Origin of the sequence: Corynebacterium sp. p3-SID1056 (assembly GCF_025152525.1) — a bacterium.
In the GTDB taxonomy this organism is placed as follows: Bacteria; Actinomycetota; Actinomycetes; order Mycobacteriales; family Mycobacteriaceae; genus Corynebacterium.
The window spans coordinates 119,628-143,825 of the sequence record NZ_JALXXL010000005.1 but is presented as its reverse complement, the minus strand read 5'-3'; the positions used below and the strand labels follow the sequence as shown (position 1 = coordinate 143,825).

Sequence of the window (24,198 nt, the reverse complement as noted above, 5' to 3'; positions counted from 1 at the left end):
AGGACGAGCAGTGTTTACTGGACTTATTGAAGAAGTCGGCACGATCGAGGCCATCGAAGCTGGTGAGAAGGATGCGCGCGTGTGCATCCGCGCACGCAAAGTGATTGAAGATGCGCGCAACGGCGACTCCATCGCCGTCGACGGGGTGTGCCTGACCGTGACCGGGCTGCCAGAGCAACCTGAGGCAGGTGCGCCGCAGCCAGAATGCTTTTGGGCCGATGTGATGCCGGAGACGATGCGCCGCACCCGCCTCGGCCAGGCGGGGCAGCGCGTGAACCTGGAGCGGGCTCTCAAGGTCGGCGATCGGCTCGGCGGCCATATCGTGCAGGGCCACGTCGACGGCGTCGGCGAGTTGCTTTCGCGCACGCCGGGCCCGCGATGGGACGTCCTGCGCTTTAGTCTGCCGCAGGGGCTGGGGCGCTACGTCGTGGAGAAGGGGTCGATCGCGGTGAACGGGACGTCCCTGACAGTCTCGGCGGTCGGTGAGGGGTACTTCGAGGTTTCCCTGATTCCCACCACACTTGCAGAAACCACCGCCGGCGAACTGCAAGTCGGCGATCCGGTGAACGTGGAGGTCGACCAGGTAGCCAAGTACGTCGAGAATATGGTGCGGGCTAAGGTAAACGAGTATGAGTAACGGTTCCCGCTTGGACGCTGTCGAAGACGCAATCGCCGCCATTTCCCGTGGGGAAGCGGTGGTTGTGGTGGATAATGAGGATCGCGAAAACGAGGGCGACCTCATCTTCGCCGCCGAGGCGGCTACCCCGGAGCTCGTGGCTTTTATGGTGCGCTACACCTCCGGCTACATCTGCGTGGCCCTGGAAGACGAAGACGCGGACCGGCTCGACCTGCCGCCCATGGTGGCGCGGAACCAAGACGCTCGCGGTACCGCCTACACCGTGACCGTGGACGCGGCGACGGGAACGACCGGTATTTCCGCCACCTCTCGCGCCGAAACCTTGCGCCGCCTCGCGAGCGCGTCGACGACCGTTGGCGACTTCACTCGCCCCGGCCACGTGGTGCCGCTGCGTGCGCGTGCTGGGGGCGTGCTCGTCCGCGACGGGCACACCGAGGCGAGCGTGGATCTCGCTCGTTTGGCGGGGATGCGCCCGGCTGGAGCGCTGTGCGAAATCGTCTCCGAGCAGGAACCGACCGATATGGCCCGGTTCGATGAGCTGCGCGAGTTTGCCGACACCCACGGGCTGGTGATGATCTCCATCGACCAGCTCATCGCTTACCGACGCCGCCATGAACGCTTTGTCAGCCGGGTGACCGAGACCCGCCTGCCCACGGAGTTTGGCGAGTTTCATGCCGTGGGCTACCGCAACGACATCGACGGCAGCGAGCACGTCGCGCTCATTGCCGGCGACCCCGCGCAGCTCGACGGTACGGAGGAGGTGCTCGTGCGCGTGCACTCCGAGTGCCTCACCGGCGACGCCTTCGCCTCGGCCCGCTGCGATTGTGGCCCGCAGCTGCACGAATCCATGCGCCGCATCCACGAGGCGGGCCGCGGCGTGGTGGTCTACGTGCGTGGACACGAGGGGCGCGGAATCGGGCTGCTGGCAAAACTGCAGGCCTATGCGCTGCAGGACCGGGGCCTTGACACCGTGGATGCAAACCTGGAGCAGGGCCTGCCTATCGACGCCCGCGAGTACTCAGTTGCCGGCCAAATCCTCGCCGACCTGGGCATCGAGTCGATGCAGTTGCTCTCCAACAATCCGGACAAGGTGCACGCGCTCAGCGGCTTCGGCCCGCGAGTCGCCGGCCGTACCCGGATCGAGATCGTGCCCTCGCACGACAACATCGGTTACCTGCGCACCAAGCGCGACCGCATGGGGCACGACCTGCCGGCCGTCGAGCGCTGGATGAACGAACACACACCGGCTGCCGGCGACGGCGCGCCCTCGGCTGGCTAATTGCGCGTATCCTCGAGCTACGACTTAAAAAGGAGTGGAAAACCTATGGCCTCCTCTGGTGAGCCGGAACCCTATACCCCGCAGGCTGAGGGCCTGACAGTGGCCATCGTGGCCACGCGCTGGAACGCGCGCATCGTCGATACCTTGCGTGAGCGTGCGAAAGCCACAGCGCGCGAACTCGGCGCGAAGGTAGACGAATACCTGGTTGACGGCGCGATGGAGCTGCCTGTTTTGGTGCAGGCCTGCGCCCGTCGCTACGACGCCGTGGTCGCACTTGGGTGCGTCATCCGGGGCAAGACGCCGCACTTCGAGGTCGTGTGCGACTCGGTGACGAGCGGGCTGACCCGCGTCGCGCTTGACGAGGGCGTACCCGTGGGCAACGGCGTGCTGACTGTGGAAGACGAGGATCAGGCCTACGAGCGCTCCGGCGGGGAAGACTCGAAGGAGGACAAGGGGCAAGCGGCCGTCCGTGCGGCGCTCGGCGCGGCCGTAGAGCTGGGCAAAGTGCGCGCGCTGCGCGCCCGGGACTAGGATCCCAAGGAAAGCAACTGACGCTCAATCTTTCGGTTGAGCCGCGGGAAGGAAAGGACGTTCGCGTGACAGGGGACACTGGAACGATGGGGGAAGGCAACAGCGCGCAGCGCGCGGCGCAGACGCGCAAGCTGAGCGACGAGGAGCTTATCTACCTCAACGCCCTTGACCCGCATGCGCAGACCTCGACCAAGCCCTGGGAACTCACCGTGAAGTCGCGCTTTTTGCGCCGCGTCGCTCTCGCGTGGGTTGTGCTCGTCATGGCGGTGCACATTTTCATGGCCGCAGTAGTGGACGTGGAGTTTACCGGTGTCGCGATTACAGGGATCGATAAATTTGCCTTCGTTGGTGTAGGCATCATCATCTCGATTGTGTCGTGGGTCTGCCTGACCCGCCCGCGGGTCCGCGCCAACGAGGATGGGGTAGAGGTGGCCAACATCATCGGCACTCGCTTTTACCCCTGGCTGGTTATCTACGGGCTGTCCTTCCCCAAGGGCTCGCGCATGGCTCGCCTCGAGCTGCCAGATTTCGAGTATGTGCCGCTCTGGGCCATTCAGGCTGGCGACAAGGAACAGGCGTTGGACGCCGTCGCCAAGTTCCGCGAGCTTGAAGCGCAGTACATGCCGGAGGACTCAGCAGCCTAACTACGGAAAGGGACTGACAGGTTGGCGAACCCGCAGGACTACCGCCCGGCGACAGGCACAATTCCCACCGACCCGGGTGTGTACAAGTTCCGCGATGCGAACGGGCGCGTCGTGTACGTGGGCAAGGCGAAGAACCTCCGCTCGCGGCTGAACAACTACTTCCAGCCTCCAGAGCACTTGCACCCTCGGACCCGCCAGATGGTCTTCACGGCCGCGTCGGTGGAGTGGACAGTGGTCTCCAGCGAGGTGGAGGCGCTCCAGCTCGAATATACCTGGATTAAAAAGTTCGATCCCTGGTTCAACGTGATGTACAGGGACGATAAGACGTACCCCATGCTCGCGGTCAGTGTGCGGGAGCGCTTCCCACGCGCCTTTTTCTACCGCGGTCCGAAGCGCAAGGGGGTGCGCTACTTCGGGCCCTACTCGCACGCGTGGGCGGTGCGCGAAACACTCGACCTGCTCACCCGCGTGTTCCCAATCCGCACGTGCAGCAATGGCGTGTACAACCGCCACGAGTCTCTGGGCAGACCGTGTCTGCTCGGCTACATTGACAAGTGCGCTGCACCGTGCATTGGGCGTGTGGACGAAGAAGAGTACGCAGCCATCGTTGCCGGTTTCCTCGGCTTTATGTCCGGCAACACGGATTCCCTCGTGCGCGGCATGACAAAGCAAATGGAGGAGGCCGCGGAGAACCTAGAGTTTGAAAAAGCGGCGCGCCTGCGCGATGACCTCGGCGCGGTGAACAAGGTGATGGAACGCCAGACCGTAGTGCTGAGCCAAGATACCGACGCGGACATCATCGCCTTCGACACCGACGAACTCGAGGCCGCCGTCCAGATCTTCAACGTCCGCGGCGGGCGAATCCGCGCCCAGCGCGGCTGGGTGGTGGAGAAAACCGGTGACGAACCCGGCTCGACCGAACGGCTCGAAGACGGGGATACGGACCCCGCGTTGCCCGTCCTGATGCAGAACTTCCTTGTGCAGTACTACTCGGATGCGGTGGAGCGGCAGCGCCAGGAACTTGCGGAAGACCGCAAGCGCGAGGAGGAAAAGATCCGGCGGCGCGGTGTGGATCAGGAATCGTGGACGTCGATACGCGCGCCGCAGCCAGTGCCCCGGGAGATCCTCGTTGCCGAAATGCCAGACGAGCTTGCCGAGGTGACCGAGCTGCTCGAGGGCTTGCGCGGCGCGCAGGTGGACATCCGGGTGCCTCGGCGCGGCGACAAGGCGGCCCTGATGGAAACTGTGCACAAGAACGCAGTTGAGGCGTTGCACCAGCACAAGCTCAAGCGAGTCGGTGACCTCACCGCGCGATCGCAGGCGCTGCAGGACATCCAGGATGCACTGGGGATGCAGGAGGCACCGCTGCGGATGGAATGCACCGACATTTCGCACATTCAGGGCACGGATGTGGTCGCCTCGCTCGTAGTTTTCGAGGACGGCCTGCCGAAAAAACAGGACTATCGACGCTACCGCATCAAGGAGGCCGCCGGCGACGGTCATTCGAACGACGTGGGCTCTATCGCTGAGGTCACCCGTCGCAGGTTTAAACGCTATAACGAGGACAAGCTGGCGCACCCCGATGAGGAGAGCGCTGCGCTGATGTTTGCCGAAGAAGCCGCCGAGGTGGAAACCACGAACAACAAGCGCTTTGCCTACCCACCGCAGCTTTTCATCGTCGACGGTGGTAAGCCGCAGGTCGATGCCGCACAGGCGGTGTTCGACGAACTCGGCGTCGTCGACGTCCAACTCATCGGACTGGCGAAGCGTTTGGAGGAGATCTGGGTTCCCGACGATGATGAACCGGTGATCCTGCCGCGCAACTCTGAGGGCATGTACCTGCTCCAGCAGATCCGTGACGAGGCGCACCGCTTCGCCATCACGTACCACCGGCAGCAACGTTCCAAGCGGATGCGCGCGTCCGCGCTCGACTCCATTCCCGGGCTCGGCCCAGCACGACGAACGGAGCTGGTCAAGCACTTCGGTTCTGTGAAAAAGATCAAGGCGGCGACAGTGGAAGAAATCCAGGAGGTCGACGGAGTCGGTCCGAAGCTCGCCGCGACCATCTACGCGCACCTGCACGAAGGTCGCTGAAGCGCCAAAGGCACCCGCGCCGCAGGCTCCGCTCCGTTAGGATGTGAGTATGACGCAGTCGCACCAGCTTCAGACCCAATCCGTGGGCCAGTCAGCGCAAACGTTGCACCCCGTCATCATCACCGGCTTGTCCGGCGGCGGCCTGTCCACGGCGGCAAAAATCTTCGAGGACAAAGGGTATTTCGTTTCCCAGAACTTGCCGCCGCAGCTCATTCTTGAGCTCGTCGAGATGTCGACGGGAGAGCACTCGCCCGTGGCGAAGGTTGCTGTCGTCACCGACGTGCGAGCGCGCATGTTCAACGGCTCGCTGATGGAGACCATCTCCAAGATCAAAGAGGGTGGCTACAACCCCTTCGTGCTTTACCTCGAGGCACGTGACGGGGTGCTGATGCAGCGCTTTGATTCGGTCCGCCGCACCCACCCTCTGCAGGGCAAGGACACGCTGAAGCACGGTATAGAGCGGGAACGCAAGGAGCTGGAACCAGTTCGCGAGGTTGCCGATGTCATCATCGACACGACGAACCAGTCGGTGCATGACCTGCGGCGCTCGATTGAGGCGTCGATAGGCGAGCTTGCCTCCGGGCGTCAACACGTCACCGTCGAATCTTTCGGCTTTAAGCACGGCTCGCCGCGCGACGCGGACCTCATCGTCGACGTCCGGTTCCTGCCTAATCCCTACTGGGTCGAGGAGCTCCGAGAGTTCCGCGGTGTGGACAAGCCGGTGTCTGACTATGTACTCGGCCAAGCGGACGCCGAGCCCTTCATTGAGAATTTCGTGCGGCTGCTCAGCAGTACGCTTGAAGGCTACCGGCATGAGGGCAAGGACTTCATCACGGTGGGCGTCGGCTGCACGGGCGGGCATCACCGCTCGGTTGCGGTGGCAGAAGAGATTGGAAAGCGGCTGCGCAAAAAGCCCGAGCTTGATGTCAGTGTCTTGCATAGGGATTTGACAAGAGACTAAGAGGTTTTTCGGCCCATGCGTACGACACTTCGGCGCGACAGGCACCCCGATACGTTGTCTTTCCCATGTGAAAGGAGCTTGCAATGAGCGAGTCCCAGCAGCGACTTGCAATGACTTGCCTGGGAGGCGGACACGGCTTGTACCAAACCCTGCTTGCCGCCCGCGAAGCCAAGGCCACTGAGATCAATGCGGTGGTCACCGTCGCGGACGACGGGGGATCTTCAGGCCGGTTGCGCCGGGAGTTTCCCATCATTCCGCCGGGTGACTTGCGTATGGCGCTCGCCGCGCTGACTGCAGACGATGAAGAGGGCAGGCTGTGGCAGGAGGCGCTGCAGCATCGTTTCGGCGGCAATGGCGTGATGGCCGGCCATCCCCTCGGCAACCTCATGCTCGTGAGCTTGGCCGAGAAATTCGGCGGCATGCAAAACGCCCTCGACATCGTCGCGAGGTGGACCCGGTCGGTCGGTCGCGTCATTCCGATGAGCCCGCAGCCATTAGACATCGAGGCGGATGTTTCCGGGTTGGACGACGACCCGCGAGTGCTGCGTTCGGTGCGGGGGCAGGCAGCCGTTGCCTCCACCTCGGGTGAAGTGCGCCGAGTGCGCTTGCTGCCAAGTCGTCCAGAGGCTTCGGCCGAGGCGATTGAGGCGATCCACTCCGCTGACATCGTGTCGATCGGACCTGGGTCGTGGTTTTCCTCAGTGCTTCCCCACCTGCTGGTGCCGCGAATCGTGGACGCGTTGAATTCGACCGACGCGATGGTCGTCGTGATGCTGAACCTTCTGCCGCAGGCGGGCGAAACCCTGGGCTTTAGTACTGAGCGGCATATCCAGGTGTTTAATCAGCATGCCCCTGAGTTGCGCGTGGACTATTTTCTCGCCGACAACCACACGTCTCACTCAGCTGGTGAGCGGAGGCATCTGCAGCGCGCGGCGGAGCGGGTCAGTGCTGGTATCGCGTTTCGTGACGTTCACGTTCCTGCGGCAGAAGGACAGCTCGTTGACAAGCACGATCCGGCGAAATTGGCCGAGGCAATTTTGGAGTTGTACCGGGCACGCTAGAATCAAGCGTCGATACGCGCGCCCTCGCCCCGATAGCCCCGATAGCGAGGTCGCGCGCATGCCTGCGTTTTCAAACGGGGCTATCCAGCCGAGACGAAAGAGAAAGGGACAGCAACGGTGGCGCTGACCGCAAAAGTCAAAGATGAGCTGCTCAACGTTCGCCTCACTCAGGCGAGTACGCAGCTAGCAGAGGCCACCGCCATGATCCGTTACGCCGGCAGCTTCCAAGACACGCCTCAAGGCGTGGCACTGGTCATGGAGTTCGGCGAAGAACAGGTTGCCCGTCGGCTGGTGACCATGCTGCGCGCCACCACTGGCGTGGAGCCGGAACTCGGCATCGTCGCCCCCGGCTCCGCCACGAAGGAGCGAAAGTGCGTTGTCACCGTGCGTGACGGGATGCGAGAGGTGGTGCGCAAACTGCGCCTGGTCACCGCGTCCGGGCACCCAGTTGTGGGCATGCCCCACACCATCGTTTCCGGCCCTGTTGCCGACGTCGAGGCTGCGTGGCGCGGGGCGTTCCTTGCGCGAGGTTCGCTGACTGAGCCGGGAAGGACCTCTGCGCTCGAGGTTGCGTGCCCGTCTGAAGAGTCGGCGCTCGCGCTCGTCGGCCTGGGCCGGCGGCTTGATATTGCGACGCGGACGAAAGAGACGCGAGGCATTGAACGCGTCTACATTCGTGACGGAGAGACCATCGGCATTTTGCTCAGCCGGATGGGGGCGCCCCTTGCTCGCCTGGAATGGGACGAAAAGCGGCGGCGCAAGCAGCTCCGGGCGCGCTCGGGTCAACGATTGGCAACGTTCGACGATGCGAATACTCGCCGCTCGGCGCAGGCTGCTGCCACCGCAGCGCGGCGCGTTGAGCGGGCGATGGACATCCTCGGCGATGATGTACCAGAGCATCTCGCGGAAGCAGGGTACTTGCGCGCAGAACACCGCCACGCGTCCCTGGAGGAGCTGGGTAAGCTCGCTGATCCGCAGATGACGAAAGACGCGGTGGCGGGTCGAATTCGCCGGCTATTGTCACTTGCGGATAAGCGGGCAAAAGAACTGGGAATTCCGTCGACGACCGCCGCTATTGACGACGAAAAGTCGCATGAACCCGAAGTGTGACATATTACACAGAAAATTATTGCAGTCACGTCAACTAACTCGCGTGTTCCTTGATGGGGCTGGGCGTTCGATAGGCGGGGGAGGGTTGCGACGGAATGCGTAGTCGAGGCAAAAACCGGGCACCCTTATCTGGGTGAAAGCGGCATTTCCACCCCCGTTTGTGCGCGTGATTTTCGACCCCTTGACGAAGGTGCGAGCGGCCACCACGGAGCCATGCATGGTTGTACACGCATCGCTACACTGGGCACCGACAGGCTCAAAAGGGGCCGGATCGACCGGTAACTGTGCAGGTAGCAGTACCTTTACTGCTTCCCGGCAGGTGTTGAGAGCCTGAACCCTGGGGCGCAACGTGTGCCCCGTAGAACTCGACTCAGCAGAGGAGTATTTGACAGTGACTACTCGTATTGGCATCAACGGTTTCGGCCGCATCGGTCGCGCAGCCTTCCGCATCATCCAGGACGAGTTCCAGGGCGAGCTCGAGGTTGTCAAGATCAACGATCTCACGGACAACGAGACTCTTGCGCACCTGATGAAGTACGACACCGCGTACGGCCAGTTTGGTCACGAGGTGGAGTTCGACGACAGCTCCATCAGTGTTGATGGTCGCCGCATCGAGGTTTCCGAGGAGAAGGATCCGTCCAAGCTGGCTTGGGGCGACCTGGACGTTGACATTGTCCTCGAGTGCACCGGCGTGTTCCGCTCTGGTGATACTGCAAAGGCGCACCTGGATGCCGGCGCGAAGAAGGTCATCATCTCTGCTCCGGGCAAGGACGTCGACGGCACCTACGTGTGGGGCGTCAACCACACCGACTACACCAACGACCAGAACATCATCTCCGCCGCGTCCTGCACCACCAACTCGCTCGCTCCGCTGGCCAAGGTGCTCGATGAGGAGTTCGGTATCAAGTCCGGCCTCATGACCACCATCCACGCCTACACCGGCGACCAGCGCATCCAGGATGCTCCGCACAAGGATCTGCGCCGCGCTCGTGCCGCTGCCCAGAACATCGTGCCGACCACGACTGGTGCTGCAAAGGCCGTCGCTCTGGTCCTGCCCAAGCTCGAGGGCAAGCTGGATGGTTTTGCAATGCGCGTGCCCACCATCACCGGTTCTGCAACCGACCTGACGGTCCAGCTGAACAAGGACGTCACCGCCGAGGAGATCAACGCAGCGGTGAAGAAGGCGACCGAGGACGAGGTGCTCGGCAAGGCAATGCTCTACACCGAGGACCCGATCGTCTCCTCCGACATCATCGGCAACAACCACGGCGCAATCTTTGACGCTGGCATGACCCGCGTCATCGACAACAACCTGGTCAAGGTCATTTCTTGGTACGACAACGAGTGGTCCTACACCTCGCAGTACATCCGTATGACCAAGCACGTCGCTGACAACCTCTAAACCTTTCGCGGTTCAGCTGATGGGCCCGGTGCGTGCACATCGCATGCACCGGGCCTTCGGCGTAGAACTGCGTATCATGGCACCCAAAGACACACTTGTAAGGAGCAATCACCGATGACCACGCAAACACTGCAGCAGCTTCTCGACGAAGGCGTGGACGGCCGCCACGTCATCGTCCGATCCGACTTCAACGTCCCCCTCGACGAGGACGGCAACATCACCGACGCGGGTCGCATTGACGCCTCTCTGCCGACCCTTCGCGCACTCCTCGATGGCGGCGCGAAGGTCATCGCCATGGCGCACCTGGGGCGCCCGAAGGGCCAGGTCAACCCCGCCTTTTCGCTGAAGCCTGTGGCGGAAGCGCTCTCCGAGCGTCTTGGCCAGTTCGTCGCGCTCGCCGGGGACGTCTCTGGCGAAGACGCGCACGAGCGCGCCAACGGCCTGACCGAAGGCGAGATCCTACTGCTGGAGAACGTACGCTTCGATCCGCGCGAAACCTCCAAGGACGAGGCGGAACGAGAGGAATTCGCGGCAGAGTTGGCCGCCCTGGCCGCTGATAACGGTGCCTTTGTCTCTGACGGCTTCGGCGTGGTGCACCGCGCGCAGGCCTCGGTGTACGACATTGCGAAGAAGCTCCCGGCCTACGCCGGCTACTTGGTCGAGAAGGAAGTCTCTACGCTCTCGTCGGTCAAGGATGCCCCGGCTCACCCCTACGTCGTCGTGCTGGGCGGCTCCAAGGTCTCGGACAAGCTCGGTGTGATTGAAGCGTTGGCGGAAAAGGCAGACAAGGTCGTCATCGGCGGTGGCATGTGCTACACCTTCCTCGCAGCGCAGGGCCACAACGTCCAGAATTCCCTGCTGCAGGAAGACATGATTGCAACCTGCAAGGAGCTCATCGAGCGTTACGGGGATAAGCTCGTCTTGCCAGTCGACCTGGCTGTCGCAGAGAAGTTTGACAAGGATGCGGAAAAGAAGACCGTCGATTTGGACGGTATCCCGGAGGGCTGGATGTCCTTGGACATCGGTCCGGAGACGGCCAAGCTGTACGCCGCGGCTATCGAGGACTCGAAGACGGTGTTCTGGAACGGCCCGATGGGCGTGTTCGAGTTCCCGCAGTTTGCCGACGGCACGAAGGCGGTCGCCGAGGCGATGATCGCGGCAACGAAGCACAACGATTCCTTCACCGTCGTCGGTGGCGGCGACTCTGCCGCCTCCGTTCGCACCCTCGGCCTCGACGAGGATGGGTTCTCCCACATCTCCACCGGCGGTGGCGCCTCCCTGGAACTCATCGAGGGCAAGGAACTGCCGGGCGTCGTCGTCCTGTCGAAGTAGTCCTTACCCCACGTATCCCGTTTACTTGAAAGAGGAGTACATACCTATGGCACGCAAGCCACTCATTGCCGGCAACTGGAAGATGAACCTCGATCACCTTGAGGCAATCTCCAGCGCACAGAAGCTCGCCTTTGCCTTCCCGAAGGACGGCTACGAACTTGTCGATGTCGCGCTGACGGTCCCGTTCACCGACCTGCGTTCGGTGCAGACGCTCGTCGAGGGCGACAAGCTGCAGATCACCTACGGTGCCCAGGACGTGTCCCAGCACGACAATGGCGCATACACCGGCGAAATCTCCGCCGCCATGCTGGAGAAGCTGGGGTGCAGCTGGGTCGTCGTCGGCCACTCCGAGCGCCGCCAGTACCACAACGAGAGCGACGAGCTCGTCGCCGCGAAGGCGAAGAAGGCTCTCGCGCACGGCATCTCGCCGATCGTGTGCGTGGGCGAGCCGCTCGAGGTGCGCGAGGAAGGCAAGCACGTGAGCTTCGTCGAGGAGCAGACCCGCGCTTCGCTGGCCGGACTGAGCACGGAGGAACTCAACCGCACGGTCATCGCCTACGAGCCGGTGTGGGCCATCGGTACCGGCAAGGTCGCCTCTGCGGAGGATGCGCAGGAAGTCTGCCACGCCATCCGCGAGCTGGTCCGCGAGCTTGCTGACGATGCGACGGCCGATGGCATCCGCATCCTGTATGGCGGATCCGTCAAGACCGAGACCGTCGCCGAGATCGTCGGTCAGCCGGACGTCGACGGCGGGCTGGTTGGCGGCGCGTCGCTCAAGGGCGACGACTTTGCCAAACTGGCAGCCGCTGCGGCCAACGCCGTCGCCTAGCCGCGCGGATCGCGGCGGACGCTTGAGAAGCCGTGTGTCCGCCGCGGGGCCCGAAAAGGTGATGGTGTAGGCTTATGCAGGTTCAAGAAATTTCCCAAAGTGAAAGTGGAGGATAGCCCCACATGACGTTGGCTCTGGAGATCGTGCTCGTAATCGCATCGGTGCTTGCGACCGTGTTCGTCCTGCTCCACAAGGGTAAAGGCGGCGGCCTGTCCAGCCTCTTTGGCGGCGGCGTGCAGTCGAACCTGTCCGGTTCGACCATCGTGGAGAAGAACCTGGATCGCTACACCATCCTGATTTCTCTGATCTGGTTGGCGTGCATCATCGCGCTGAACCTGATTCAGACGTATTCCGCGTAACACCAGACGCAATAGCGGCGAGCCCCTCCCAGCGATACAGCTGGGAGGGGCTCGCGGCGTTGAGGGGCCGCTAGAGTTCGCCCGCGGCGTCCTCAGAAACAAAAAGCACTGTCTCTTGCCGGCCGTGTGCGCCCGCAGCGGGCCAGTCCTCGGCGGCAGCACCGCGAACAACGTGGCCCGCGGCTTCCGCCTTTTCAGCGCCGGAGACGAGCAGCCACACGCGCTCGGCGCTGCACACTGCGGGCAACGTGAGCGTGGTGCGCTGTACGGGAAGCTTCGGAGAGTCGGTGACAGCGCATGCTCGCGCATTCGCCTCGCGGACCGCGTCAGTGTGGGGGAACAGCGAATTGATGTGCCCCTCACCACCCATGCCCAGAAGATGGAGGTCAAAGCCACGCGGCGCGGCGACGTCGAGCATGCGTTCATAGTCGGCGACTGCCGCCTGCATATCGCCACCGTCAAGGCCCCAACCATGGACGCGGGAGGCAGGCACCCCAATGCGGTCGAGAAGCGCCTGACGGGCCTGGCCCTCGTTCGAATCTGGGTGGGTCACCGGCACGTTGCGCTCGTCGCCGAAGAACAACTCGATTGCGCCAAAATCGACACCGTGGCTCTCTCCGCCTTGGGCGTGGTCGGCGAGGACTGAGAGCAGCTCTATGCCTGCAGTGCCGCCCGTGAGCACCACGCGCGGGACGCCGTCGCCGTGCAGCCCACCGGTGCCGTCCGCCTGGATGTCTGCGAGCAGCCGCATGAGACGGTCGGCCGCGGCCTCGACGAGCGCCGCACGATCATCAGCGCGCACGATGTCGACTGCAGGTGCCGACGAGGGAGCGCGGTTCGTCTCCCGCACGAGCGTCGTGGCTTGCAGTGCGCGGGCGTAGGTGACGTCGTCGTCGAGGTGGCGTAGCTCCTCAGCCAGGCACGACGCGTCCGAGCGTGCGCCGAGCGCCACGTGCGATGCGGGGCTTCCCGGCACCGCCACGCGTGCGGTATGCGCGTCGAGGACATCAACGGTGATGTCGCCATTGGCGCAATGCAACGCGAGGTGTTCGACAGGCACGCCCTTGCGGGGCCGCGTCACGGGGGCGCGCGTGACCTCCACGTCCAAACACGCGGCGAGCCAGCCGGCTGCGAGCAGCACTGCCGGGTCGGCCGGGTCGCCAGCGATCGAGACTGACCGCACCGGGTCGTCGGCGTAGCGGTCGAGGGCCGAGGCGACAACCCCGCGCCATGGCGTAATGCGCGACCACGCCATATCCGAATCCCCGGGGTGGTAGCCCTCGACCAAGGTCCGCAGTGGCGCATCCGCGTCGTCGGCGAGCGCATTCGTGATACGTCGCTGCGCGATTGCGCCGAGCTGCGACTCGACAGGTCGCGCGGGCGCCTGGCCGGGCCACCACGCGACGATTGGCGTATCCGGCAGCAGCAGGGGAGTCACCACCGCGTCGAGGTGCTGGGTGAGCTCGCCGAACAAGCGCATGACGACCATCTCGGAGGCACCGGAATGCGCGGCGACGATGAGGTCGGCGTTCATGCTTGTGGGCGCCGAAGCGTCGCCAAGCAGCAGCACGATCACGCGGGCCGGGTTCTCGCGTGTCGCAGTGCGTACCGTCTCGAGGATGGTCTCCGAGTCCTGCGTATCAGGCGCGGCGACGAGCAGGGTGAGCACGCGGCCCGTGGCCATGGAAAAGTTCTCCTGGGCTTTCAGCAGCGCGCCGGCGATTTGGCGGGTAGTGGTATCCGGCAGCGAAATAATCACGTCGCAGCTTCCTTTCCTTATACGCGTTTAGGGGCGCCGCCAGGTGCGGCCGTCTTTTGCCAACATGCGGTCGGCTGATTCCGGACCCCAGGTGCCGGCCTGGTACTCGTCCGGCTCGCCGTGCGCATCCCAGTACTCCAGGATCGGGTCGAGGATCTCCCAGCTCCGCTCGACCTCAGAGTTGGTGGGAAACAAGCTGGACTCGTCCAGCAAGGCGTCGAGGATGAGCCGCTCGTAGGCCTCGGGGGATTGCTCGGTAAACGCCTCCGAGTAGGAGAAGTCCATGTTGACGTCGCGCACCTCCAGGCCCACGCCCGGAACCTTAGAGCCGAAGCGCATGAGCACGCCCTCGTCCGGCTGCACGCGGATCACCACCGCGTTGTTGGTGAGCAGGTTCGTCTGATCCGGGTAGAAGGGCTGATAGGGCGGGCGCTTAAACACGAGGGCGATCTCGGTTACCCGTCGTCCGAGGCGCTTGCCGGTGCGGAGATAGAAGGGCACACCGGCCCAGCGCCGCGAGTTGATCTCTAACGTGCACGCGGCAAACGTTTCTGTCTTCGAGGCCGGGTCGAAGCCCTCCTCCTCGCGCAGACCAACGACGGGGACTGATCCTTGCAGGCCCGCGGTGTACTGGCCGCGGGCGGTCGTCTCAGCAAACGGGCCGGTGGCGGAGGTAGCGCGCAAAACCTTGAGTTTCTCGGCGCGCAGCTGGCGTGGGGAGAAGGAGGTCGGCTCCTCCATGGCGACGAGGGCGAGCAGCTGGATAAGGTGATTCTGGATGACGTCACGGGCAGCACCAATACCGTCGTAGTAGCCCGCGCGACCGCCGAGCCCGATGTCTTCAGCCATTGTGATCTGTACGTGGTCGATAAAGTTCGCGTTCCAGATCGGCTCAAAAAGCTGGTTGGAAAACCGCAGCGCCATAATGTTTTGCACGGTTTCCTTGCCCAGGTAGTGATCAATACGGAACACGGCGTGTTCTGGGAAGACCGTGTTGACTACCTTGTTGAGTTCCTTCGCAGAGGCCAGATCGTGGCCGAAGGGCTTCTCGATGATGACGCGGCGCCACTCGTCCTTACCCGGCTGCGCCATCCCACAGCGGTCGAGCTGGTGCACGACATTCGCGAAATGCTCCGGAGGGACAGACAGATAGAAGGCCCAGTTGCCGCCGACGCCCTGGGCGCGATCGGCCTTTGCGAGGGTCGCGGCCAGCGCATCAAAAGCGGCATCGTCGTCGAATGCACCGGAGACGAAATGCATGCCGTCGGCGAGTCGATCCCAGACATTTTGGTCGAACTCGGTGCGGGCACGTGCCTGCACGGCCTGGCGCACGTAGTCCTGAAACTCCTGCTTCGACCAGTCGCGCCGGCCAAAACCGACGAGGGCAAAGCCGGCCGGGAGCAGCCCGCGACTCGCCAGGTCGTACACCGCCGGCAGAAGCTTTTTGCGTGCCAGATCGCCGGTTACGCCGAAAATCACCAGTCCGGACGGGCCGGCGATGCGGGGCAGCCGCTTGTCGACGGCCGAGCGCAGCGGATTACCTCCCTGCACCTGGGCATCCCGTTCTTCGTTCACCTTGTACGCGTCTCCTTTACTTCGCCGCGTTGAGTTTTTCTTCGGTGGAGTCAAGCAGGTCTTGCCACGCCGTGACAAACTTCTCCACGCCTTCACGCTCGAGTACCGCAACCACGTCGGCGAGGTCGATGCCGACCTGCTCCAGACCATCGAAGACCTCGCGCGCCTGCTCATCGGCGTAGGTCAAGGTATCGCCCTTGAGCTGATCCAATTCGTTGACCACGTTGATTGTGTTCATGGGCATCGTGTTGACCGTGTCCGGGCCGGCGAGCTCCACCACGTACATGTTCTGCGGGTACTCGGGGTTCTTCACGCCGGTGGACGCCCACAAGGGGCGCTGCTTATTGGCCCGCGGGGGCAACTCGTCGACGTCGGTGAAAGAGTCCAGGAACAGGTGGTAGGCCAGGCGCGCATTGGCAATACCCGCCTTGCCGCGCAGCGCGAGCGCCTCGGGGGTGCCGATGGTTTCGAGGCGCTTGTCCACCTCGACGTCCATGCGGGAAACGAAAAACGAAGCGACGGAGTGGATCTCCTCCAGATCGCGGCCCTGCGCAGCTGCACGCTTCAGGCCCTCCTTGTACGCGTCAATGACCTGCTTATAGCGGTCCACGGAGAAGATCAGGGTGACGTTGACGCTGATGCCCTCCGACAACGCCGTCGTAACCGCGGGCAGGGACTCGTCGGTGGCCGGGATCTTAATCATCGCGTTGGGCCGGGCCACCTGCTTCCACAGCTCGCGCGCCTGGGCAATGGTCTTTTCTTCGTCATGCGCGTAGCGCGGGTCGACCTCAATGGAGACACGTCCATCGCGGCCGTGCGTGTCCTGGTACACCCCGGCAAGGACGTCGCACGCCTCCTGCACATCTCGGATGCTCATCCGGTACACGGCTTCCTCCGCCGTGACGTTCTCTTCCCGCAGCTCATCCAGCTGGCGATCGTAGTCGCCGCCGGCGCTGATCGCGGCGGAAAAGATTGCCGGGTTCGTCGTAATGCCCAAAATGTTGCGCTCTAAGAGAAACAGCTCGAAGTTCTCCGTGCCGTGGAGCAGGTCGCGGGAGAGATCATCGAGCCACACTGAGGTGCCGATGTCGTACAGACGGTTGGTCGCGACGGTGGTGTGCTGGCCGTTGTGCTTCTCGTGTGCCATAGTGTGTGCCTTTCGTTGTAGGGTCGACAAAAGGGGCTGGTGTCCCAGCCCCTTTTTACCTGTCGCGGTTACTTCTGTGCTGCAACAGATGCGAGCGATTCGCGGGCTGCCTGCACAACGTGCTCAGTGGTGAATCCGAAGCGCTCAAAGAGCTCAGCGCCCGGCGCGGAGGCACCGAAGTGCTCCAGAGAGACGTTGCGGCCGTGATCGCCGGTGAAGCGGTACCACGGCATCGCGGTGCCTGCCTCCACGGATACACGGGCCTTGACTGCAGCCGGCAAGACCTCCTCCTGGTACTCAGCGGGCTGCTCCAGGAACCAGTCGATCGACGGCATGGAGACCACGCGCGCGGTGACGTTATCCTTCGCCAGTGCTTGGGCTGCCTCGACGGCGTACTGGACCTCGGAACCGGAAGCGATGAGGATGACGTCGGGGGTGGGCTTCGCCCCGTCGACAAGCACATAGCCGCCCTTGGCCACACCCTCGAAGGCCTTCTCCTTCGTGCCCTCGAGCACCGGCAGGTTCTGGCGCGACAGGGCAAGCGCCTTCGGCTGCTCGCGACCCTCGAGCGCGGCAATCCACGCGGCGGAGGTCTCGTTTGCGTCGGCGGGGCGGATCACCGCAAGGTCCGGGATGGCGCGCAGCGCGGTGAGCGTCTCCACCGGCTGGTGGGTGGGGCCGTCCTCGCCGAGGCCAATGGAATCGTGGGTGAAGACGTAGTAGCCGTCAATGCCGGACAGCGCCGCGACGCGGATGGCGGGGTAGAGGTACTCGGAGAAGATGAGGAAGGTACCGCCGTAGACGCGGGTGCCGCCGTGGAGCGCGATACCGTTCATGATTGCTCCCATGGCGTGCTCGCGAATACCGAAGTGCAGATTGCGGCCGTAGGGCTCTGCTGTGAACATCTCGGTGGTGATGGACTCTGGGCCAAACGACGGCGCGCCGTTGATCAGGGTGTTGTTGGAACCGGCAAGGTCAGCCGAGCCGCCCCACAGCTCCGGAAGCGCGGCCGCTGCCGCCTGGATTGCCGCGGCCGACGCCTTACGAGTCGCCACGCCCTTCGCGTCCGGCTCCCAGGTGGGGAACTCGTCCTTCCAACCGGCGGGCAGTTCGCGCGCGGTCAGGCGATCGAACAGGGCCTTGTGCTCGGGGTGCTTTTCCGCCCACGCGTCGAAGCGCTCCTGCCATTCGCTGCGAGCAGCGGCCGCGCGCTCGCCGAGCTTGCGGGTGTGCGCGATCACCTCGTCTTCTTCGGGGAAGTCGACGTCGGTGTCGAAGCCAAGTGCTTCCTTGACCAGCTTGATCTCCTCGGCACCGAGTGCTGCACCGTGCGCCGCGCCCGTGTTCTGCAGGTTCGGGGCGGGGTAGCCGATGACGGTCTTGACACGCACGATCGTCGGCTTCGTGGTTTCTGCCTGCGCCTTCGCCACAGCCTCCTCGATAGCCGCGATGTCCTCGCCGGATTCGACCGTGAGCGTCTGCCAGCCGTAGGCCTCGTAGCGCGCCATGACGTCCTCGGTGAACGCGATCTGCGTGTCGTCTTCGATGGAGATGCGGTTGTCGTCCCAGAAGAGAATCAGGTTGCCCAGCTGCTGGGTGCCCGCCAGCGAAGAAGCCTCGGACGTGACGCCCTCCTGCAGGCAGCCGTCGCCGGCAACGACGTAGATGTAGTGGTCAAACGGGCTTTCGCCTGCCGGGGTCTCCGGATCGAACAGGCCACGCTCGCGGCGCGCGGCCATAGCCATACCTACGGCGGAGGCTAGGCCCTGGCCGAGCGGGCCGGTGGTGATTTCCACGTGATCTGTGTGGTTGTACTCGGGGTGGCCCGGGGTCTTCGCGCCCCACGTGCGCAGCTGCTTGAGGTCTTCCAGCTCGAGGCCAAAGCCGCCGAGGTAAAGCTGCACGTACTGGGTAAGGGAGGAGTGCCCGTTCGACAGCACGAAGCGGTCACGGCCAACCCAGTGCGGGTCGGTCGGATCCAGACGCATGACGCGCTGGTAGAGCGTGTAAGCCAAAGGCGCCAGCGACATTGCGGTACCGGGGTGCCCGGAGCCGCAGCGCTCGACCGCGTCGGCGGCGAGGATACGGGCGGTGTCGACCGCGCGAGTGTCAGTCTCTGTCCAATCGTCCGGGTAATTACGGACGGTCATGGCTTGCAGTTCCGGGGGCAGGGTCGACTGTGTCACAGTATCCTCACTCAATCGTTCGCGATGTAATAAGTGCTGTTCAGACGCGCATGAACCCGGCACGACGCCGGGGCCCGGAGCGGGCTCGCCCGCCCGGTCGCGCGCTTGCGTGTCACAGTGTAGTCGGCTCCACCACGGCAGTGTTCTACTCATCGGTTTTCGCGCCGCGTGTCTGATTGGGTGCTCAGCAGGTCTGGGGGTTAACATCAACCAAAGGAATGATGTGCTCGGCGCAGACGGGAACTTTCCGGCCTGACGTTCCGACTAGTATCACGAGTCACCTCGAGTTACCTCGAGTCACCTCAAGTCACTGTGCCGTACAGGTGGCGCGTCAGACGCTATCGAGCAAGGCATACGTGTCCGTCAACCTAGCAATGAGCAAGGCCGCCGGGAGTGCGGCGTGTCTGTTTGGAGGAGAAGTTTTTGGAGACCGTAAAGGCGTATTTCGCATTGACGAAGCCGAGGGTCATTGAACTTCTCTTGGTGGCGGCAATTCCGGCCATGCTGCAGGCGGACCGCGGCAGCGTCAATGTGTGGCTAATCTTGGCCACGCTGCTCGGTGGCTGGATGGGTGCCGGCGCGGCCAACACCTTCAATATGGTGGCCGACTACGACATCGACCAGAAGATGGGCCGCACACGCGCCCGCCCGCTGGTTCGCGCAAAGGTCACCAAGGCGCGCGCCGCCGTCTTCGCCTGGGTGCTGCTGATCGTCAGCGTGTTGTGGCTTGGGGTGTTGTGCAACTCCTGGCTCGCTGCGGCCTTCATTGTCTTTACCAACTTCTTCTACATCTTCGTCTACACCAAGTGGCTGAAGCGAAGGACTTGGCAGAACGTGATCTGGGGCGGCGCTGCCGGCTGCATGCCTGTGCTCGTCGGCTGGGCGGTGATTCGCGATAACGTCACCGACGGCTCGCCGGATCACTGGTGGCAAGCGGTCGTGATGTTCCTCATCATCTTCTTCTGGACCCCGCCGCACACCTGGGCGCTCGCAATGAAGTACCGCGAGGATTACGCCCGCGCCGAGGTGCCAATGCTGCCCGTGGTGGCCACACCGGAAGAGACCACCCGCCAGATTGTGATCTACTCGTGGTGGACGGTCATCGTCTCGCTTGCGCTCGTGCCTGCAACCTCGTGGATTTACCTCATTGTGGCGCTAGTTTCCGGCATCGCTTTCCTGATCGTCGCGACCCGCCTGCACCAGCGCGTGCGGCGCGGCGAAGCAGTCAAGCCCCTGAAGCTGTTCATCTTGTCCAACAACTACTTGGCCGCGCTCTTTTTGGGCCTCTCAGTCGATGCGGTGCTCGGCCTGCCCACCATCGCAAGCTATTTCTAGCAGTCGCGCTCGCCCTCGCTTGTCGACGCCCGCGTCTCAACCAGCCACACGCACGACCAGACAGCCTGGCTCAGCGCCATCGAACGCGGCGTAGGCATCAGCGGCACGCTCGAGCGGGACAACTTGGCCTACCTCGAAGCGCAGCGTCCCCTCCTCGACGGCGCGTGTGACCGCCTGCGAATGGAAACGGAACTCGTCTGCGGTCTGCGTGTACCAGCGCAGCGAGGGGTGCGTGAGATACAGGCCACCGTGGCGCTCGAGCTCCGCAAGGTCGATGCGCGGGCCTTGCACGTCGCCGTTGAAGTCTCCGTAGACACAGATCAGGCCGCGTGGCGCACACGCCTCGACAGCGAGCTGCAGGGGGTGGATCGATGCAGTCGTGGGCGCGCCGTGAGATTCGTAGACCACGTCGACTCCGCGCCCACCGTTGGCCTCACAGATGCGTTGCGCGGCGTCCGGATAGTAGCGGAACACACCCGTTGCGCCCGCGTCGTAGGCAGCTTCTTCTCCGCTACCAGTACGCACCACGGAAAACACTGTGGCACCTTCCGCTGCGGCCAGTTGCGTCAGTGCGAGGCCTACCTCGCTCGCCCCGTCGGTGATCACCATCGTGTCGCCGTCGTGCGTCTCCCGCACGCTAAAGAGCAGCGCGTGCGCGGTCATCCCCGGGGCGAGCATGCATGCTGCCACCGACTCCTCAATGCCTTCGGGTACGGCAGCGACGCGTTCACGAGCCACGACGACGTGCTCGGCGCACGCCCCTGCGGCGTCGACGAAAGCCACAAGCGTGCCTGGCGCGATCTCTCCTGCGGGGTCTTCCGCGACGCGGCCGCAGCCCGCAGCGCCGACAACGGTGCTCGCAGCGTCGGGGAGGGTCTGCGGCTGGAGGAGGGCATACGTGACGTCGATAAGCAGCTCCCCCTCGGCCGGGGTGGGGGCGGCGACATCGGCACACAGCAATGACCCGCCGGGGGACTCGGTGACTATGGCGCGCATAGCCAAAGGGTACCCCGGCGGGCGATGAAAGAGGCGAAACGGTTACACCAGCGTGGGAACGCGGCGGGCGCCATGCGCCCACAGGAAAGTGGTAAACGCGACCACCATCGAGGACATCCCAATGTGCACCGGGATGGTCCAGCGAGGCACGCCCATGCGGAATTGGATCACGCCGATGGCCCACTGGACCAAGATCAGCACGATGAGGACTGTTGCGGTACGCAGCGCGTCCTTTGGCGCCTGTGCCTTGCGCAAAATCCACACGGAGACGGCGGTCGCGCCCAGATAGATGTAGAGGCAGAAGGCGTGGACGTAGGCCAGCATGCGCGTATCCATCTCGAGTCGGCCGTCCATACCCGCGTTCGCGTCGCCGGAGTGCGGCCCGGAGCCGGTGACCATGGTGCCGGTCATGAGCACGAAGGCGAGTGCGACCGCGGCGATGATTGCCCAGTTGCTTGCTGCCCTGGGGAACATCCGCGTGGGTGCGACATCGTCGGGCTCTGCAATGCGCATGTACAGCGCAGCGGCGACCGCGACCAAGATCATTGACGGCAAGAAGTGCACCGCGACCGCCCACCAACGCAGGTCCAGATGTACGGAAATCCCGCCGATGATCGCCTGGACCGCGACGCCTGCGAGCGAAACGGCGGCAAGGGCCTTGACGACGTTGCGTCGCTGTGCCCGGTACACCGCGACCAGCACTGCGATGGCAGCAGCCGCAACAACGAAGGTGAGGAGACGGTTGCCAAACTCGATGAACTGGTGGACCCAGGGAGCTGCGCCGGCGACGGGAACAAGCGAGCCTTGGTGACACATAGGCCAGGTGTCGCAGCCGAGGCCTGAGCCGGTCACGCGCACGAGCGCACCAGTCACAGTGATGCCGCCCTGGCACAGCAGCAGGATCATGGCCAGGATCCGCTGAAGTTTGATCGACGGGCCGGCCGCTCCGGCGTTCGCAGCAATGCCTTCTTGGCCGGCAAGCGCCTGAGACTGAGTAATGGTGGAATCCACATGCGTCGACTTCACGAGACGCGCTCCCTTTCGAAAACTTGGCGAGTATGCATGCAACTTTCGGATGAGAAAAGTGTCGTCCACAGCTTAACGCATGCCGGCGGAAACACCGTTATCCGTCGAAGCGGAACCACCGCGCGGCGGCTGCCATCGCGGCAACCGCCCAGCACACCAGCGAAAGCCACGCTTGCCAGTTGAAGGAGACCACGAGCGCCTTCGTCAGCGCGCCTGCCAGTGCGACGGTGGGCACGATATTCCACGCGCCCGCCTGCCCAATGTCGCCGCTGTACTGGACCCACCCGACGATGCCCATCAGCACGAGCCAGCAGAGGTTCGCCAGAGCAAGCACCATCTCGGAGCTTAAGGTGCCACCCATCAAAAGACCCATGGCACTGAACGCAGCGACTCCGACGATAAGGGTGCACAGCCCGCAGAGGATGCCGATGCCGCTTGCGCGCCAGCCGAGGTAGAAGGCCACGGCGCCGAGCACGACGATTTGTACCGCGACGGTAGCCAGCACCCCGATGATCTTGCCGACGATAATCGTCCACGCGGGCACCCCGGAGGCGCCAGTACGCTTCAGCGCCCCGTATCGACGGTCGAAGGCAAGGGCAATCGCCTGGCCTGTAAACCCAGCGCTTGTCGCGGCAACGGCGAACACCATGGGGACAAGCTCGTTGAAGCTCGTGTTCTCGAAAATCGGGACGATCGAGGCCACGACGAGAAGCGCGGCGGGGATCAAGATGTTGACCAAGAGTTGTTCGCCGTGGCGCAGCAAAAGCTTCGACTCGATCTTTCCCTGGGCGAGCGCCATAGTCATCAGCGACGCGCGCTGTGGGTTGGGACGAAAAGTGCCTTCAGGCAGTGCATTCGCGGCGCGCGGCGAACCCGGTGCCTGAGCATCGACGTTGCTCACTGTCGGTTTCTCCTTCGATTCATTTTTCAGGGGCGTTGGGTGGTGGGCAGGATGCTGGCTAGCTGCGCAGTTCTCGGCCCGTGATGTCGAGGAAAACATCCTCGAGGTTGCGGTGTGAGATAGCGAGCTGACTGATAAGCACGCCTTGCTGTTCCGCCGCTTGCGCTAACGCGGTGATGAGCGCGGGGTTTCTCTCTCCGCGCACCTGGTAGGACCCCAGGCGCAGCGCTTCGGCGGTGACGCCGGGGGCACCGGGGTCACCGTGGGCACCGGAGGCACCGGAGGCACCGTGCGACGCGAGTTGCGCGTTAAACGCGGCCAGGTCGAGTGGGGTGGCGGTGGAGAAAGTAACCAGCGGTTCATCTCCGCGGGAAATCAGTTCGCTTAAGGGTCCGTCGGCGACGACTTGTCCGCGGTCAATAATGACGACGTGGTCGGCCAAGGTCTCGGCTTCATCCATCAAGTGCGTGGTGAGCACGATGGTGGTGCCGTCGCGCTTCAGGGCGTTGACCAAGTCCCAGACCGCGAGCCTGGACTGTGCATCCATGCCCGCGGTCGGCTCGTCGAGGAAGAGCAGTTCGGGGCGTCCGATGATCGCGAGCGCCAGCGAGAGACGCTGCTTTTGGCCCCCCGAAAGCCGGCGGTAGGAGGTGTTGGCCACGCCCTCTAAGCCCAGCAGCTCGATCAGCCAGTCTACGTCGTGCGGATCCTTGTTGTAGGAGGCCGCCAGGCGCAGCATTTCGCGGACTTTGACTCCGGAGTAGGAGCCACCACCCTGCAGCATGATGCCGATGCGGTCGCGCACCTTTTGCGGTTGTGCCGCCGGGTCGAAGCCCAGCACGCGAATGCTGCCTGAGGTAGGAGGGGAAAACCCCTCGCACATTTCGATCGTCGTGGTCTTGCCGGCGCCATTCGGGCCAAGCAGGGCTAAAAGCTCGCCTCGCTGTGCGCGGAAGGAGACACCGTCGACGGCATTGGTGTGGCCAAATGTCTTGACCACATCGCTAACTACCAGGGCATCGTTTTCCATGGGG

Annotated in this window: 21 protein-coding genes and 1 pseudogene; 13 read left to right on the top strand and 9 right to left on the bottom strand. The window is 63.8% G+C overall.

Translation table 11 applies throughout. The annotated features are described in order from the left end of the window. Positions 1-10: 10 nt before the first annotated feature. The 12 genes from M3G14_RS06190 to secG all read left to right on the top strand — a co-directional run bounded on the left by M3G14_RS06190 (position 11) and on the right by secG (position 12,239). Entirely contained in the window at positions 11-637 is a 627-nt protein-coding gene (locus M3G14_RS06190) for a riboflavin synthase (RefSeq protein WP_259925515.1), read from the top strand. Beyond that, positions 630-1,916, top strand: a complete 1,287-nt coding sequence (locus M3G14_RS06185) for a bifunctional 3,4-dihydroxy-2-butanone-4-phosphate synthase/GTP cyclohydrolase II (protein ID WP_259925514.1) — start codon at positions 630-632, stop codon at positions 1,914-1,916. Before M3G14_RS06190 ends, M3G14_RS06185 begins: the two co-directional genes overlap by 8 nt. 45 nt (positions 1,917-1,961) lie before the next feature. Continuing rightward, positions 1,962-2,447 carry a 6,7-dimethyl-8-ribityllumazine synthase gene (gene ribH / locus M3G14_RS06180; protein WP_259925513.1) on the top strand — a complete coding sequence of 162 codons (486 nt, stop codon included), beginning with the start codon at positions 1,962-1,964 and terminating at the stop codon, positions 2,445-2,447. A gap of 86 nt (positions 2,448-2,533) precedes the next feature. After that, the gene (locus M3G14_RS06175) at positions 2,534-3,091 is read left to right on the top strand and encodes a PH domain-containing protein (RefSeq protein ID WP_259925612.1); all 558 of its coding nucleotides are present in this window, start codon (positions 2,534-2,536) and stop codon (positions 3,089-3,091) included. A 21-nt stretch (positions 3,092-3,112) separates the two neighbouring features. Next, positions 3,113-5,185: an excinuclease ABC subunit UvrC gene (gene uvrC, locus M3G14_RS06170; protein WP_259925511.1), complete on the top strand. Its 2,073-nt coding sequence runs from the start codon at positions 3,113-3,115 to the stop codon at positions 5,183-5,185. A 49-nt stretch (positions 5,186-5,234) separates the two neighbouring features. After that, positions 5,235-6,146, top strand: a complete 912-nt coding sequence (gene rapZ, locus M3G14_RS06165) for an RNase adapter RapZ (RefSeq protein WP_259925510.1) — start codon at positions 5,235-5,237, stop codon at positions 6,144-6,146. A gap of 83 nt (positions 6,147-6,229) precedes the next feature. After that, the gene (gene yvcK, locus M3G14_RS06160; RefSeq protein ID WP_259925509.1) at positions 6,230-7,207 is read left to right on the top strand and encodes a uridine diphosphate-N-acetylglucosamine-binding protein YvcK; all 978 of its coding nucleotides are present in this window, start codon (positions 6,230-6,232) and stop codon (positions 7,205-7,207) included. 117 nt (positions 7,208-7,324) lie between these two features. Beyond that, complete coding sequence (gene whiA / locus M3G14_RS06155) at positions 7,325-8,317, top strand: DNA-binding protein WhiA (RefSeq protein ID WP_259925507.1); 993 nt, start codon at positions 7,325-7,327, stop codon at positions 8,315-8,317. 391 nt (positions 8,318-8,708) lie between these two features. Continuing rightward, on the top strand, positions 8,709-9,719 hold the full coding sequence (gap, locus tag M3G14_RS06150) for a type I glyceraldehyde-3-phosphate dehydrogenase (protein ID WP_259925506.1): 1,011 nt from the start codon (positions 8,709-8,711) through the stop codon (positions 9,717-9,719). 114 nt (positions 9,720-9,833) lie between these two features. After that, positions 9,834-11,051: a phosphoglycerate kinase gene (locus M3G14_RS06145; RefSeq protein ID WP_259925504.1), complete on the top strand. Its 1,218-nt coding sequence runs from the start codon at positions 9,834-9,836 to the stop codon at positions 11,049-11,051. Positions 11,052-11,097: 46 nt separating this feature from the next. After that, positions 11,098-11,880, top strand: coding sequence for a triose-phosphate isomerase (gene tpiA, locus M3G14_RS06140; protein ID WP_259925503.1), 783 nt, complete (start codon positions 11,098-11,100; stop codon positions 11,878-11,880). Between the two features lie 122 nt (positions 11,881-12,002). Continuing rightward, positions 12,003-12,239 carry a preprotein translocase subunit SecG gene (gene secG, locus M3G14_RS06135; protein ID WP_259925502.1) on the top strand — a complete coding sequence of 79 codons (237 nt, stop codon included), beginning with the start codon at positions 12,003-12,005 and terminating at the stop codon, positions 12,237-12,239. Positions 12,240-12,309: 70 nt separating this feature from the next. Here secG and pgl read toward each other — a convergent pair whose 3' ends face one another. The 5 genes and pseudogenes from pgl to tkt form a co-directional block, all read right to left on the bottom strand. Next, a complete protein-coding gene (pgl, locus tag M3G14_RS06130; RefSeq protein ID WP_396122201.1) occupies positions 12,310-13,089 on the bottom strand; it encodes a 6-phosphogluconolactonase in 780 nt (259 codons plus the stop codon). Positions 13,090-13,116: 27 nt separating this feature from the next. Then, positions 13,117-13,923, bottom strand: a pseudogene (locus M3G14_RS06125) (glucose-6-phosphate dehydrogenase assembly protein OpcA); the annotation flags it as partial. 102 nt (positions 13,924-14,025) lie between these two features. After that, on the bottom strand, positions 14,026-15,573 hold the full coding sequence (gene zwf, locus M3G14_RS06120; protein WP_259925499.1) for a glucose-6-phosphate dehydrogenase: 1,548 nt from the start codon (positions 15,571-15,573) through the stop codon (positions 14,026-14,028). Positions 15,574-15,589: 16 nt separating this feature from the next. Further along, positions 15,590-16,720 carry a transaldolase gene (gene tal / locus M3G14_RS06115; RefSeq protein WP_259925498.1) on the bottom strand — a complete coding sequence of 377 codons (1,131 nt, stop codon included), beginning with the start codon at positions 16,718-16,720 and terminating at the stop codon, positions 15,590-15,592. Between the two features lie 68 nt (positions 16,721-16,788). Beyond that, positions 16,789-18,870, bottom strand: coding sequence for a transketolase (tkt, locus tag M3G14_RS06110; RefSeq protein ID WP_259925608.1), 2,082 nt, complete (start codon positions 18,868-18,870; stop codon positions 16,789-16,791). A gap of 444 nt (positions 18,871-19,314) precedes the next feature. Between tkt and M3G14_RS06105 the strand changes: the two genes are divergently transcribed. After that, positions 19,315-20,241: a heme o synthase gene (locus M3G14_RS06105; protein ID WP_259925606.1), complete on the top strand. Its 927-nt coding sequence runs from the start codon at positions 19,315-19,317 to the stop codon at positions 20,239-20,241. A gap of 36 nt (positions 20,242-20,277) precedes the next feature. Here the strand turns inward: M3G14_RS06105 and M3G14_RS06100 are convergent, their stop codons facing one another. The 4 genes from M3G14_RS06100 to M3G14_RS06085 form a co-directional block, all read right to left on the bottom strand. Next, positions 20,278-21,237, bottom strand: a complete 960-nt coding sequence (locus M3G14_RS06100; RefSeq protein WP_259925497.1) for a zinc-binding dehydrogenase — start codon at positions 21,235-21,237, stop codon at positions 20,278-20,280. A gap of 42 nt (positions 21,238-21,279) precedes the next feature. Next, positions 21,280-22,200: a heme A synthase gene (locus tag M3G14_RS06095; RefSeq protein ID WP_259925605.1), complete on the bottom strand. Its 921-nt coding sequence runs from the start codon at positions 22,198-22,200 to the stop codon at positions 21,280-21,282. A gap of 160 nt (positions 22,201-22,360) precedes the next feature. Next, positions 22,361-23,068, bottom strand: a complete 708-nt coding sequence (locus M3G14_RS06090) for an ABC transporter permease (RefSeq protein ID WP_259925603.1) — start codon at positions 23,066-23,068, stop codon at positions 22,361-22,363. Positions 23,069-23,222: 154 nt separating this feature from the next. After that, a complete protein-coding gene (locus M3G14_RS06085; protein WP_259925494.1) occupies positions 23,223-24,194 on the bottom strand; it encodes an ABC transporter ATP-binding protein in 972 nt (323 codons plus the stop codon). Positions 24,195-24,198 lie beyond the last annotated feature (4 nt).

Excerpts from the sequence above, each read along its gene's own strand:
- M3G14_RS06185 (WP_259925514.1), top strand. The coding sequence starts at position 630 with ATGAGTAACGGTTCCCGCTTGGACGCTGTCGAAGACGCAATCGCCGCC.
- ribH (WP_259925513.1), top strand. The coding sequence starts at position 1,962 with ATGGCCTCCTCTGGTGAGCCGGAACCCTATACCCCGCAGGCTGAGGGC.
- M3G14_RS06175 (WP_259925612.1), top strand. The coding sequence starts at position 2,534 with ATGGGGGAAGGCAACAGCGCGCAGCGCGCGGCGCAGACGCGCAAGCTG.
- rapZ (WP_259925510.1), top strand. The coding sequence starts at position 5,235 with ATGACGCAGTCGCACCAGCTTCAGACCCAATCCGTGGGCCAGTCAGCG.
- yvcK (WP_259925509.1), top strand. The coding sequence starts at position 6,230 with ATGAGCGAGTCCCAGCAGCGACTTGCAATGACTTGCCTGGGAGGCGGA.
- M3G14_RS06145 (WP_259925504.1), top strand. The coding sequence starts at position 9,834 with ATGACCACGCAAACACTGCAGCAGCTTCTCGACGAAGGCGTGGACGGC.
- tpiA (WP_259925503.1), top strand. The coding sequence starts at position 11,098 with ATGGCACGCAAGCCACTCATTGCCGGCAACTGGAAGATGAACCTCGAT.
- secG (WP_259925502.1), top strand. The coding sequence starts at position 12,003 with ATGACGTTGGCTCTGGAGATCGTGCTCGTAATCGCATCGGTGCTTGCG.
- tal (WP_259925498.1), bottom strand. The coding sequence starts at position 16,720 with ATGGCACACGAGAAGCACAACGGCCAGCACACCACCGTCGCGACCAAC.
- tkt (WP_259925608.1), bottom strand. The coding sequence starts at position 18,870 with ATGACCGTCCGTAATTACCCGGACGATTGGACAGAGACTGACACTCGC.
- M3G14_RS06100 (WP_259925497.1), bottom strand. The coding sequence starts at position 21,237 with ATGCGCGCCATAGTCACCGAGTCCCCCGGCGGGTCATTGCTGTGTGCC.
- M3G14_RS06090 (WP_259925603.1), bottom strand. The coding sequence starts at position 23,068 with ATGACTATGGCGCTCGCCCAGGGAAAGATCGAGTCGAAGCTTTTGCTG.
- M3G14_RS06085 (WP_259925494.1), bottom strand. The coding sequence starts at position 24,194 with ATGGAAAACGATGCCCTGGTAGTTAGCGATGTGGTCAAGACATTTGGC.